This window comes from Paenibacillus sp. J2L1-98 (assembly GCF_056269405.1).
Genome location: NZ_JBWDNW010000002.1, coordinates 36,428 through 49,773, shown reverse-complemented (window position 1 = coordinate 49,773; position 13,346 = coordinate 36,428). Strand labels below are relative to the sequence as shown.

The window sequence follows — 13,346 nt, the reverse complement described above, 5'->3', positions numbered from 1 at the left end:
GCTGACTGACAGATTTCATGTGGAGTTTAAAAAAGTTATTGACACGACACCAAACGGTGTCCTATGATCAAATCATCACCTAATGGTGTCCAATTAGGGAATCAACAAAACACTTAGGAGGGGGTGTTGTGAGCGAGAACAACCAGTTGCGGGATGTGTTTGACGCGATTGCAGATCCGACCAGGCGCCGACTGATTGCTCTGTTGGCAGAAGCGCAAGAGGTGCCGCTTCATGAGTTAACGGCACAGTTTCAAATGGGCCGTACAGCGGTATCCAAACATTTGACAATCCTTAAAGAGGCTGGACTGGTAATTGACCGAAAAGTCGGCAGAGAAACGCGATTTAGGCTAAACGCCTCTCCGCTTAGAGAAATTCAAGATTGGGTGGCTTTCTACAGCAGGTTCTGGAGTACGAATATGTTTCGCTTGAACCAACTATTAGAGGAGGAAGAAGAATGAGTTTAGCATTATCTTTGGATTTTCAGTACACGACATCGATCGAGAAGCTTTGGTCCGCCTTAACCGATTCAAGCAAACTTGCCAAATGGGTATTGGAAAATGATTTTGAGCCCTTCGTAGGTCATCGTTTTCAGTTTCGCGCTCAGCCGAACGAATATTGGGATGGAATTATTGACGGCGAAGTGCTTATCGTGGATCCGCCTACCCGTTTGTCCTATACATGGGCCGTCGGTGAGGAGAAGCACACGGTCAAATGGACACTGCAGAATTTAGGTGACGGAAAGGTTAATCTCCATCTTGAACAAACCGGATTCTCGAATGTTCAAGGACTCGAAGGCGCTAGGTATGGCTGGAGTAATTGGAGCGGCGAGCTTGAAAAGCTGTTGGCACAATAACCGTATTCGGGTCTCAAACATCTTCTTCTCCAATACTAAACGAAGGGGTACGATAGTTGCCCCCTGCTTGACCCGAATCAACATAAACCGGCTGCATGTCGTTTGCAGCCGGTTTATATCTACTTCGGACAATCTAACAAGTTCTTGTCGTTAGGGTCAAGCTCACAGTGAGTGCGTATGGATAAAGCTAGTATGTGATCGCCCTATTGTCTAAGCCTTGCTTAGGCTGAAGAGGTGCATAATGTGAAAAGGTATTCTTTACTAAGTCCAGAGTTCAGTTCACATTATTATTTAATTGATTGAAGAATGGAGAGCATGGGGGAGCCATCATTAAACATCAAAATGAGATTTTGAGAAAAGCTATCGCATCACCTCCCTGGTTAGAACATAACAGATGCAAGTTCGGGCTGCCCGACTTTCTATGTACAATGAATGGTACAATGTGAATATAAGTAGAAGTTAACACGAACGGAAGGATGTTAAGCATGAGCGAATCTAATCAGGAGCATATCGTAATCTCGGGTGCGAGGGAAAACAATCTCAAGAACGTATCCTTGCGCATTCCCAAGCGGAAGATCACGATCTTCACCGGAGTATCCGGATCCGGCAAGTCATCGATCGTCTTCGATACGATCGCCGCAGAATCCACTCGATTGCTGAATGAGAACTTCAGCATGTTCGTGCGCAATTTCTTGCCGCGCGTTCCGCAGCCGGATACGGACGCGATCGAGAACCTGAGCATGGCTGTTATTGTGGATCAGAAGCGGCTGGGCGGCGGTTCCCATTCCACGATGGGCACGATTACCGATATCTCTCCCATTCTCCGTCTTCTCTTCTCCCGAGTGGGTCAGCCTTATGTTGGACAAGCGCACATGTTCTCGTTTAACGATCCGCAAGGCATGTGTACCGAGTGCAACGGGATCGGTCGCAGGCTGGGCGTCGACATGAGCAAGGCGCTGGACATGTCAAAGTCGTTGAATGAAGGGGCAATTATGCTGTCAGACTATTCGGTGAACGGCTGGGAATGGAACATGATCGTGCAGTCGGGGGACTTCGATCTCGACAAGAAGCTGAGCGATTATTCGGATGAGGAATTGGAGCAACTGCTGTACGCCAAGGCAAGGAAAGTTAAGATGGATTTCGCCGGTAAGGCAACGAATATTACTGTGGAAGGCGTCATTGAGAAGTTCACCAACAAATACATCAAGCAGGATGTGAAAACGAAGTCCGAGCGCACACAAAAAGCTGTTGCACCGTACATTTCCGAGGGTCCCTGCTCCAGCTGCCGCGGCGCGAGACTCAGTCAGGCCGCGCTAAGCTGCAGGATTAATGGACTCAACATTGCGGAGCTGTCCTCCATGGAGGTCGGACAGCTTATTAGCGTCATTCGGGAGATTGACGACCCTGTCGCCGCGCCGGTCGTCAAATCGCTTGCGGAGCGGCTGCAGCATCTGGTGGATATCGGACTCGACTATTTGACGCTGGATCGTGAGACGGATACATTGTCCGGCGGCGAGTCGCAGCGCGTCAAGATGGTGAAGCACTTAAGCGGCAGTCTGGTGGATGTCACCTACATCTTCGATGAGCCCAGCGTTGGTTTACATCCCCGCGATGTACACCGGTTAAATGAATTGCTTCAGAAGCTGCGCAACAAGGGCAATACCGTGATTGTCGTCGAGCATGATCCTGATGTGATCAAGTTGGCGGATCATATCGTCGACGTCGGGCCTCACGCCGGCAGCCGCGGCGGTACCATCGTGTATGAAGGAAGCTTCAAAGGCCTGCTGGAGGCAGGTACACTGACAGGCAGCCATATGAACCGGCCGCTCCAGCTCAAGCAAGATTGCAGGCAGCCATCCGGCAAGCTGTCCATCAAGGATGCCACACTGCACAACCTGCGGAACGTGAGTGTAGATATTCCAACCGGAGTGCTGTCAGTCGTTACGGGTGTCGCCGGGTCGGGCAAGAGTACGCTGATTAACGAAGTATTCCTCAGCAAGCATCCGGATGCGATCGTCATTGACCAATCGGCGGTAGGCGTATCAACACGCTCGAATCCTGCGACCTACACGGGCATTATGGATGATGTGCGCAAGGCGTTTGCTTCCGCGAACAAGGTTAACCAAGGTTTGTTCAGCTTCAACTCCAAGGGGGCTTGCGAGAACTGCCAAGGGCTGGGTATTGTGTATACAGACCTTGCATTCCTCGACAGCGTGAAGCTGCCATGCGAAGTATGCGGAGGTAGACGGTTCAAGGAAGAGGTGCTCACGTACAAGCTGAACGGCAAGTCAATTGCAGAAGTGCTGGAGATGACTGTGGAGCAGGCATTGGATTTTTTTCAGCTAAAAGAGGTTGCGCGCAAGCTCCAGGCGATGAGTGATGTGGGGCTGAACTACATTACACTCGGCCAACCGCTCAGCACGCTCTCGGGCGGGGAATGCCAGCGCATCAAATTGGCAAGCGAGTTGCATAAAAAGGGCAGCATCTATGTGATGGACGAGCCGACGACCGGCCTACATATGTCAGATATCGGTCACCTTCTGGAGATCATGAACCGCCTTGTGGATGCCGGCAATACGGTGATCGTCATCGAGCACAACCTCGATGTGATCAGTCAAGCGGATTGGATCATCGATATGGGACCGGACGGAGGCAGCAAGGGCGGCCAGGTGGTGTTCGAGGGCACCCCTCCGCAGATCATCCATGCGGAGCACTCGATCACGGGAAGATACTTGATGTAATCATCAATTCCACTTTCGTAATGTATGGGTTGCGTAATTTCTTAGCATGACAAGGAGAACTTTTAGAAGGTTAGACTTACGTATGCTCAACCAGGGCTGCCAGCAGAATCGGCAGCCTTTCGCTTAAGTAACGGGCAGTTATGTGCAATTCTATGCATCCATGGGCAGATCGCCAATACATCCTTGTTCGGTGGCTGGATATCCGTTTTCCGGAGTAGGGAAATCGATAAAATGAACCGCATGAATGTGTCACAAGCCACAGAATAGAAAATGTCGGATGACAAGAACTTGAGCCGATTAAATACCGCGTAAATCGCGGTTTTTTTGTTTTATAGATACATAATCTTGTCAAAGTGGTGTGACAAGAATATGTACCTATTGCCGATTGAGGCCAAGAACGTGTACCGATCGCCGATGATGCAATAAAGAATGCTGAGAGAACCTCAGGGTATGTTTTTGCCATCCGCCCAAACTATGACATTGTCAAAAGTATGTTTCCACACAGCTACGATTTTGCTATTGGAAAGGGAAACATCTAATAATGATTACCGATTCTTAAAAAGCTTGTGCATGGCTCTCTCCCTCGAACACATCCAAAACCAATGACTGGATTCGTTACATCACTCCTATAGCATTTTCACCGGCAGCCCCTAACCTCCTTGTCTTCCACACTATCGCATGTGATACGGGAGCAATGTCTCAACAAGCCTAAACATGTTTAACAAGTAGGGGGGATAAACGGAATATCTCTCGGGATGGGGCTCTCACGGGCAGAATCGTTCGATCTTCGGCTACCGCTGTATTACGACCGCACAAAAACAAGGTCCACCAGAAAGATCCGGTGACCTCATAATACGAACGGGCAGGATAACGTAACAATTTCCATTTAAATCCGTCTAGTAAGATAGGCTTAAGTAAGAAAGGAGTGCTCTTTTGGCTGCATATGCACAATCTGGCGTCGTAATAGCATTATTGATAGGTGTCGGATGGCTATTTATCACACAAATAAAATCGGATGAGAAGCGCAGTGTGAACAGTAAAATATTGCGTTGGACAGGTTATGGACTTATTATCATGGTGATTATTCTCATTGTTGTTGGAGTACTACAGTATTTCGACGGGGAATCACATCGCCTTGGACACTAGTTGGGTTCCAGAGTAAATTGGCTGAAGAAAAGGGGTTTTATCATGCTATCGAACATAAGTTTAATAACATGAAGAGGCAACTTAGAAATGAGGTAATTCTGTTGAGCGACTACCAAGTGCCAAAACATGTGTTCATCAAAGTAATGTTGTATACTTTATGTAATAAACCATCTAAAAATAATTTTTTATTGGAGGAAATATGAAACTGGGTGCATTCTCAGTAAGTTTAAGTGTAAAGGACATTTACAAATCAAATTATTTTACGAAAATCTAGGATTTCAAATCTTAGGAGGCGAAATTACCCAAAATTGGCTCATTATGAAGAATGAAAGTTGTATAATTGGTCTATTCCAAGGAATGTTTGAAAAGAATATTCTGACCTTTAATCCAGGATGGAATGAAAATGGCGAAAATCTTAATTCGTTTACGGACATTCGAGATATTCAAAAACAGCTTAAAGCAAAAGGAATTAAAATACTGTCTGAAGCAGATGAAACAAGCGAAGGCCCTGCAAGTTTTACAATTGAAGATCCTGATGGTAATCCCATTCTTATAGATCAACACAGATGAAGTAGTGCATGGAATAGGTGTATACATCAGGGCTTTCAAGCAAGAAAAAGTTAAGTTAGCTGGTAACGATAGTTTATAAACACGAAGATACGGCAGCCGATATTAGTGGCTGCCGTTCTCAACTAACTGACAGGTTAGCGTGATTCGAGCAAAACTAGATAAGTGAACCTTCGGTTGTCGTCATCAATCGCTGATCTTTGCACTACTAACTGTTAACTATAGTTCGGGAGCTGCATTGAAGCAGCTCCTTTTTGATTTCATTGAAGTAACGGGCAGAATAATTCAAAAAATATTTAAAAGAGATGTTGTTATACTAACTGATTTTCCCGAGAAATTGCTAAAAAGCATGTTTGGTATTTACGGATTAGTAACTACTCTTCTTATTGCTCAATTTGAATGGGTATTCGCTCGATTCGCTCGATTTATAACAGAACCTTGAATGACTTATACGAATGAGGAACCGACAGAATTCGATTCAATTAGCGAACGCTAACCGTAAGCAGAATCTGCGAAAGAAGTCGTTATTTTGCAAAGAATAAGTCGATATTGTGGTTAGTACCTGTCTCTTGCTCACCTCATAATAGGTAATAAATTAAAAAATTATTTATTAAGGGGATTGAGCAATGATGAGTACTTCGGCCAAAGTGACGATCCATGCCGATTGCAAGTTGTTTCCGGTCAGCCCGACCTTGTATGGTCTGTTCTTCGAGGAAATTAGTCGTGCTGGTGACGGGGGGCTCTATGCTGAGCTGATTCGTAACCGCTCGTTTGAGGATATGATCGTTCCAGACCGGTGCCATGTCGACGGCTGCACGATGCATACGCCTGCAGGTTGGACAGCTCCATTCGATAATGAAGACCCGATACCGGGCTGGCAGCTGCTTCAGCAAGAAGGTACAAAAGCCCGTATGCAACTGGATGAATCCCAGTCGCTCAGTACCGCCAACCCGCTCTCACTGCGCGTCGATATCGAGCGCACGGAAGGTGGATCTGCTTCAATCTGCAATTCCGGCTTCTGGGGGATCCCCGTTCAAGCCGGTGCTCAATATGATCTTTCCTTCTTCGCAAGGAAGGATTCACGCTTTTCGGGCCAGCTGGACATCACGTTAGAGAATTTATCCGGGACAGTGGTACATGCCGCTCAAACGGTTTACATTACATCCAATCATTGGCAGAAAATAGAACTGACGCTTGAGAGCAGGAACAGCGATACTAACGCGCGACTCGTCATCTCATCCATTGCGAGCGGGACATTCTGGCTTGAACTAGTCTCGCTCTTCCCGGCTGATACGTTCCGTGGACGAAAGAACGGCCTGCGTCCCGATCTTGTGAACATGCTGCAGGGGCTTGCGCCGACCTTCCTCCGTTTTCCTGGCGGCTGCTTTGTAGAGGGCTTCTCGTTGGAAACCGCATACAGATGGAAGAGAACAATAGGTGATTTGTCCGAGCGCATATCACACTGGACGTTATGGCATTACCGGACGACTAACGGACTCGGGTATCATGAGTATTTACAAATGGCTGAAGACATGAACCTTGAAATGATGTTCGTCGTTAACTGCGGGCTGACATGCCAGGGAAGGCCTGGCGAGCTTGTACCGATGGATGAGCTCGATGAATGGGTCCAGGATATGCTCGATGCCATTGAATACGCCAATGGTCCCGTCACTAGCAAATGGGGCGCTTTGCGGGCGGAGCATGGTCACCCCGAGCCGTTCGGTCTGAAGTATATCGAGATAGGCAATGAAAATTTCGGCCCCGAGTACAACATCCGTTACAAGGTGTTCTATGACGAAGTAAAGGCGGTCTATCCCGAAATCATTACGATCTGGAACACGCATTGGGAGGTCGGTACGGAAACCAAAGGGCTTCCGGTAGAAATTGTGGACGAGCACTTTTATGCGGATAACGAATTCTATCAGCTGTATCATGATATGTACGATCATTATGACCGCAGCGGTCCGAAGATCTATGTCGGAGAATATGCGATGATCGTCGACAACAAGAACGGCAAGCTTCAAGGAGCATTAAGCGAGGCGGCCTTTATGACCGGCATGGAACGTAATCAGGATATCGTCGTTATGTCCTCATATGCACCATTGCTTGCGAATATCCACCATACAGTGTGGGATCCGAATTTAATATATTTTGACGGGACTCGGGTGTACGGAACACCATCGTATTACGTCCAGAAGTTATTTGGGGAAAACCGGGGCGAATTCGTCGTGGATAGCAAAGTCGAAGCCGACTGTCAATTACCTATTATTCATGGCGGCCTTGGATTAAGCCTGAATGAGCTTGGTTTAGTGACGGATCTCTGCATTTCCTCCGGCGTAGATACACTGCTCCAGATGGACCGGATTACTGACGAATCTCCTTCTTGCAACGTCTTCCATAACGTACTCTGGATTGGTGAACCCTCATGGCAGCAGATTGAGATCACGATGAGTGTCAAGCTGAGCGAGCAAGGACTGAAGCTCCGTTTTCTCGACCGGCATCAGCCATGGGAAAAGCAGAATTACTTCCTGTGGGAGCTGGATCCTTGCGGAGACAGCAGACTTGTCCGCATCGTCGGATGGTCGCGTGTTAAGCTGGAGGCAGATTCGAAGGTGAGGATTAAGTCCGCTGAGCCTCAGCAGATTCGTATCGTTGTTGACGGGCGAGAGGTCCGGTGTTACCTGGACGGACAGCTCGTTCATAAACATGCTTATGGTGCTATTCCGTATTTAACCTCCGTCACGACGCTTGACGAGACGAACAACGAGCTTATTGTGAAGCTGGTTAATCCGTCCGCATCTGTCATTCATACAGAGCTAGATATCCGTGGCACGAACATGATGGTTATTACAGGAGAGCAGCTGCTCTTAACAGCCGATGAGCCGGATGCGTGCAATACCATGGAACAGCCGACACGTGTTGTGCCGAGCTCTTCCCCAATCCGGTTAGACGGCAGAATGTATAATGTCCCTGCCCACGCAGTTGTGATTTTGAAAATTAAGCTGTAACTGGTAAAATTCCTGAAGCGGTCATTTGAGCTTACGGTAACGATAGTGAATACACGATTAAAACCTCCCATTACTTCTTATTAAATCATTCTTGACATTGACACTAATTTCAAATCTAATATGTACCATTTGTTTACAGAGAGAAAATCGAATCAGGATCCATAAGTTACTGAATAAATGGGGCCGCTTTCCCCAAGGAAGCGGCCCCTTCTGTCATTTCGCACGCAAAAGTTCGGTCCACAGCTCCGCCGGCTCATAGCCTAGGCGCCATACCGCAATCCCGGCAAGGTCGTATTTCTTGACAGTAGCGATCCGAGCCATTATCGTGTCCGGCGTCTCCGCCCAAAGCACATAAGTGAATCCGTCCTTGACGTAGGTGTACTTGGTCTGGCGTTGATATCGATCATACTCGGCCGTTTCCTCTACGGAAGCGAGTAGCTGCGGCAGGTCTTTCATCATCAACGCGCTATTGCCGACGAGCTTGCCGTTTTCGTCGAGCTTCCACACGCGTATATAGAATGGAATGCCCAGAATGATTTTGCTCCTCGGGATGTCGTAACTGAGGTAATTGGTGATGCCTTCCTCGAACCATGGAAAGCCGGATACCGGGCCCGGCGATGTACTTCCTTTCCAGAATTGGTCGTAAGCCATAATGACGACGGTATCGACAACACCGGCGAGCTTCTTGTAATCATAACCCGATTTATCATTCCACGAGAGATGTCCGCGCGGCAGGTCGATGGAGACTGTCAAACCTTTTTGGTGCATCGCATCCGTAAATTTTATTACGAAGGCGGTGTACGCATCGCGGTCCTGTGGGGCAATCGCTTCGAAGTCAAGGTTGACACCCCTTACTCCGAGTTCTGTCAATCTGTCGGCCAGCTTGTCGATGAACATCCGCTGCCCGGCGGGGTTCTGCAGGAATGCGCTTGCCAACTCCGAATCGTGGCTGTTAATAACGACCGGCATGACCTGCGTGCCCCGGGTTTTCAATTGCTTGACAAACGCCGGGTCCGACGTATCGGTCATCGAACCGTCGGGCGCTGACAGTACGAACCAGGTCGGGGAGTCGATGTCCAGACCTTGTGTATCCGCCACCTGAGCGAGCGCCGTTTCGTTTCTTGACGAACCGTTCCAACCCATGTACAAGAGCTTGCGGGTGTTGTCCCAGACCGGCCGGCCTTCCGCCGTATTAATGCGGGAGTTTTCAAGCGTCCCGGCATAGAGCAGCGCGGCTTTAAGGTTATGGAACGATCGGACAAGACGGTTTTTTTGATAGACTTGTAGGTAAGGAACATTCGTCCACCAAACTTCGCCACCTTTAACAACTTCCGTTCCAATGAACGCTTTGGCATACGATGCGGCATTGTCGACGCTGAAGAAGGTGCGGATCTCTTTGCCGTTCTGCCTTACGGAATACGGGGGCAGATTGGAATAAACCACCATGCCTGTGAGCATATTAACAACCTCGCTCCGGGGAACCGATGCAGAAGCGTAGATCGCATCTTGCAAGAAAGCATACTTCGTACCCCCGGCGGAAACACCGCCCACGAACAAATCGTAGACAGCTTGTTTTTTCCGCTCCGCGCTTATCCGATCCATCGTCATATTGTCCCAAACCCACTGATTGGTGACCAAATCCATAATGTGCGAGTCGGCCCAAAGCTTGGCCACCTGTTTTGCTTCGGCCAGCGTAGAGAACTGCCAGGAAGACAGTGATTTATCCCCTTGGAACACTTGAAACCTGACGTGCTGGCTGTACGCCCAGCCCGTCTGCTCCAGGTCCCAGATATGGACATCCGTCAGCGTTTTTGCCAGAGCCAACGCATCGGAATAGGCTCGAAATTCCCAGTCGGGCCGCGTCAGCCCGCTCTGATAAACCACGTAGCGGGGAAGATTGTCCCAAACCCATTGACGCGTGGAAATCTGTTCCACATGGCTGTAACGGAAGCGCTTGGCGTAGGCGACCGACTTAGACAGGGAGGCGAATTCGTAAAGTGCCTTGTCATTCTGGTAGACGCGGAATTTTGTGATGTCGGCTTCACTGACGGCTGCAGATGCCGCAATTCCGGGCACGGCGGCCTGCACGATCAACAGCAAAGCAAATAAAAGTCCCCAAGTTGATTTCATGTTGCTCTAAAGTACTCTCCTCTCGCAGTCTATTAAAATTAGACGCGAAAAGACACCATAGGTTGCGTCAGATTACGTTTGTATATTATGGAAATATTTGATTGTTGATTCCCATTCAACTTTTTTGATGCCTTAGGTTGCGATTGTGTAATTGAGAAATTTGAAAATGGATGGATGAGAAAGTGAAAAAATAACGGTAAGAATAATGAAGACTGGTACGGGTGGAACGCTGAAGTTTTTGTCTCATTTGATGGTAACGTTGAAGCCATTCATATTAACCCAAACAGTATTAACCCAGAAAGTTAATTTAGTCAAGAGCAAGTAGTATAAGGTTTTTAAGGAATGATGGTGTGAGCGGATTGTATGAATATATAAAGGATATAAATGCATCGGAAGGTGATTCTGTAAAAGCAGGGGATGAGTCGCTAGAGTGGGGAACAACGGCTATTCTAGACATCCTCACATTCATATAGGAGCATGGAAAGGAAATATACCACTTCAAATAAGATTTAATTTTAGGGAAATGGAAAAACACCGGCTGCTTTTTCATTGAAGTAACGATCAGATTAGCCCCAAAAAAGGAGAACACAAATTGGTAGCGAATTGATTTTTTGGGTATAATGCGCCATTGGAAAGGAGTGCCAAGATAAAGTTTGGCATTAATTTAGAGTACACCCCCGATGTCTCCAGTGCCTAATTCACCCTAACTTTTTCCTTGATGAACTGCCGGAGTTGCGGCTTCATCCATAATCCCATGTCTTCTCCCATATCGCATTTTTTTCGAAAAAATGGAACCGAGGTGGGAAGCGCATTGTCTAATCATTGGAGGTGAAGAGGTTGGAGGAATCCCATTGGAAACACTTGACGGGCATGGATGCCGGATTGCTGCGCGAGCTCATGATCAAGTACGGGCAGGAAGTTTGGAACTTAGCCTTTATCCTAACGAAGCGGAATGACCTGGCTGATGACATCACGCAAGAAGTGTTTTTGAGTGCCTACCGGAATATCGGACTGTTCCGCGGCGAGTCTTCAATCAAAACATGGCTGCTGTCCATTACGCGCAACACGTCCGTAAATTACTTGCGAACCGCGTTTATGCGCAAAGTGACCCTCATGGCATGGGTCAGCAGCAAAGAGACGAGTCCGTCTGCCGAACACGAGGCGCTGGAGCAATCCTTATCCGATGATATTTGGAGAATTGTCATGAAGCTGCCACTTAAGTTTAGAGAGGTCCTCATTTTATCCGGAAAATACGATCTTTCTATGAAAGAGATCGCGGGTGTGCTCGGCGTTTCGGAAGGCACGGTGAAGTCTAGATTAGCCCGTGCACGGCAGAAGATTAAGGCTTATTGGAGGGAGGAGGGTACTGCATATGAACGAGTTTGATCCTGAATGGCTGCAAAAATTGAAAACAACTGATCCGTTGCGGGCGAAAACCTTCACCCCTGAAAAAATGTCGGTAATCGAGAAGGCGGTCGAAAATATGAACAAACCATCGAGAGGACGCAAGTGGAAGGTATGGATTCCGGGCTTCGCGGCAGTTGTCGCGGCTGTTATCTTCGTAAGCGGCATCCTACCAAGCGGCCCTTATACGGGATGGCTCTCGGATCTATTCGAGAGTGAACAGATTGAAGGTACTACGGCCAAACCAAATCCGACCCCTCCGGATCAGGCGGATCCGCAGCATGAGATCGAGCCTCAGCCGCCGGCGGAAACCGTCCCGTTAACCGGAAAAATGAAAGACCAGCTCCAATTCAGCACGGAAAGTGAGATGACTATTTCGATCCATGACGCGCAGAGCGGGAAAGACTTCGAAATTCCCGCCGATCGCGAGTATGTTATTCTGCAAAGCCTGAACGGAACCGACTTAACTGCGGCTAAAGCTCCGGAGGCCGCTTCATCCGGTTCTGAAGCGAGCGTGTTCCTCCGTTTCTCGGTGGACGGGAAAATCTATCAAATTCCTTATCGCCTGAAGACGAACACGATCGAATGGAAGGGACAATCGTTCTACATGGACGACGGGATCATACTGCTGATGCACGGACTGCTGCTGCCGGAGACGAAGCTCACCAAGATCGACAGGGTCTTTGAGCAGGCGCGTAAGGAGCAGGTAAGTGGCCAGGTGATCGAGCATGAAAAACTTTATGATTGGGAAAGGCTGCAGATTGACGGGAAAGACTATGCAGCCTGGGAGAAAGAACTGAAGAACCTCCCGCTTGTCAGCGAGAAAAAATATTACAATTATTTTACCGAGAAGATGGATAGAATCAGGCAGTACGAGTCAGGCATCACCGCGTTGAATCTGGCCATCCTTTTTGAAGATCCGAAGTATGGAACGAAAGACGGCATCCGTGTCGGACTGACCGAAGCGGAGGTTATTGGGAAGCTTGGCGAGCCGAACAAAAAGTCGGCTACGGAGTGGAGCTATAAGGACGGCGATTATTCCAAATTTCATCTCTATTTCGAAGATGGAAAGGTCCTTTATATCGTAATCACGATGCCGTTGTAAGCGATAGCCTGATAATCATAGGAGTAAGCAAAACATTCTTTGCTCAACGGAAACACAAGGGCTGTCGGATCGTTCGACAGCCTTGCTGAGTCAGCAGGCAATCGGAGCTCTCAACGCTGGCTTATGTGGCCGAACAGGAGCAAAGAACGTCAGGCGGAAGGAATTGCTGCAGCTAAAGGGCGGGTGTTTACAAGGACCGTCGAAGCGGTATGGATTCAACTTCGAAGAACTATAGCTCAATAAACACGAAGAGATGGCAGCCGGTATTAGTGGCTGCCGTTTTCTCAACTGGCAGGATAACGCAGTTACATTCCAGAATTAAGAAAGAATGAACTTATACGCAAGTGGTCGTTATTTTGAAATCATGCTTCGTTCACAATCAGGTTGAACAT

The 13,346-nt window shown here is 48.1% G+C and carries 8 protein-coding genes and 1 pseudogene; 8 read left to right on the top strand and 1 reads right to left on the bottom strand.

All coding sequences use genetic code 11. The features are described from left to right. Positions 1-128 precede the first annotated feature (128 nt). From AC0YNZ_RS04900 to AC0YNZ_RS04880, 5 genes and pseudogenes are all read left to right on the top strand, one after another. A complete protein-coding gene (locus AC0YNZ_RS04900; RefSeq protein WP_475825572.1) occupies positions 129-458 on the top strand; it encodes an ArsR/SmtB family transcription factor in 330 nt (109 codons plus the stop codon). Beyond that, positions 455-853 carry an SRPBCC family protein gene (locus AC0YNZ_RS04895; protein ID WP_475825571.1) on the top strand — a complete coding sequence of 133 codons (399 nt, stop codon included), beginning with the start codon at positions 455-457 and terminating at the stop codon, positions 851-853. Before AC0YNZ_RS04900 ends, AC0YNZ_RS04895 begins: the two co-directional genes overlap by 4 nt. A 485-nt stretch (positions 854-1,338) precedes the next feature. Beyond that, the gene (locus AC0YNZ_RS04890) at positions 1,339-3,594 is read left to right on the top strand and encodes an ATP-binding cassette domain-containing protein (RefSeq protein ID WP_475825570.1); all 2,256 of its coding nucleotides are present in this window, start codon (positions 1,339-1,341) and stop codon (positions 3,592-3,594) included. A 1,345-nt stretch (positions 3,595-4,939) separates the two neighbouring features. Continuing rightward, positions 4,940-5,310: pseudogene (locus AC0YNZ_RS04885) on the top strand (VOC family protein). 623 nt (positions 5,311-5,933) lie between these two features. Then, the gene (locus AC0YNZ_RS04880) at positions 5,934-8,315 is read left to right on the top strand and encodes an alpha-L-arabinofuranosidase C-terminal domain-containing protein (protein ID WP_475825569.1); all 2,382 of its coding nucleotides are present in this window, start codon (positions 5,934-5,936) and stop codon (positions 8,313-8,315) included. A 213-nt stretch (positions 8,316-8,528) separates the two neighbouring features. Here the strand turns inward: AC0YNZ_RS04880 and AC0YNZ_RS04875 are convergent, their stop codons facing one another. Further along, positions 8,529-10,139 carry a glycosyl hydrolase family 18 protein gene (locus AC0YNZ_RS04875; RefSeq protein WP_475825568.1) on the bottom strand — a complete coding sequence of 537 codons (1,611 nt, stop codon included), beginning with the start codon at positions 10,137-10,139 and terminating at the stop codon, positions 8,529-8,531. 111 nt (positions 10,140-10,250) lie between these two features. Here AC0YNZ_RS04875 and AC0YNZ_RS04870 point away from each other — a divergent pair, with 111 nt between their 5' ends. From AC0YNZ_RS04870 to AC0YNZ_RS04860, 3 genes are all read left to right on the top strand, one after another. After that, positions 10,251-10,424, top strand: coding sequence for a hypothetical protein (locus tag AC0YNZ_RS04870; protein WP_475825567.1), 174 nt, complete (start codon positions 10,251-10,253; stop codon positions 10,422-10,424). A gap of 858 nt (positions 10,425-11,282) precedes the next feature. Then, positions 11,283-11,831 (top strand): RNA polymerase sigma factor, encoded by a 549-nt coding sequence (locus tag AC0YNZ_RS04865; RefSeq protein WP_475825566.1) that lies wholly within the window; start codon positions 11,283-11,285, stop codon positions 11,829-11,831. Then, positions 11,818-12,954, top strand: a complete 1,137-nt coding sequence (locus AC0YNZ_RS04860) for a hypothetical protein (protein WP_475825565.1) — start codon at positions 11,818-11,820, stop codon at positions 12,952-12,954. The genes AC0YNZ_RS04865 and AC0YNZ_RS04860 overlap by 14 nt, the downstream gene beginning before the upstream one ends. The last annotated feature ends 392 nt before the right edge of the window (positions 12,955-13,346 follow it).

Bases quoted from the DNA above. Each gene is read 5' to 3' on its own strand.
- AC0YNZ_RS04860 (WP_475825565.1), top strand. From the start codon at position 11,818: ATGAACGAGTTTGATCCTGAATGGCTGCAAAAATTGAAAACAACTGAT.
- AC0YNZ_RS04870 (WP_475825567.1), top strand. From the start codon at position 10,251: ATGGCTGTAACGGAAGCGCTTGGCGTAGGCGACCGACTTAGACAGGGA.
- AC0YNZ_RS04890 (WP_475825570.1), top strand. From the start codon at position 1,339: ATGAGCGAATCTAATCAGGAGCATATCGTAATCTCGGGTGCGAGGGAA.
- AC0YNZ_RS04895 (WP_475825571.1), top strand. From the start codon at position 455: ATGAGTTTAGCATTATCTTTGGATTTTCAGTACACGACATCGATCGAG.
- AC0YNZ_RS04880 (WP_475825569.1), top strand. From the start codon at position 5,934: ATGATGAGTACTTCGGCCAAAGTGACGATCCATGCCGATTGCAAGTTG.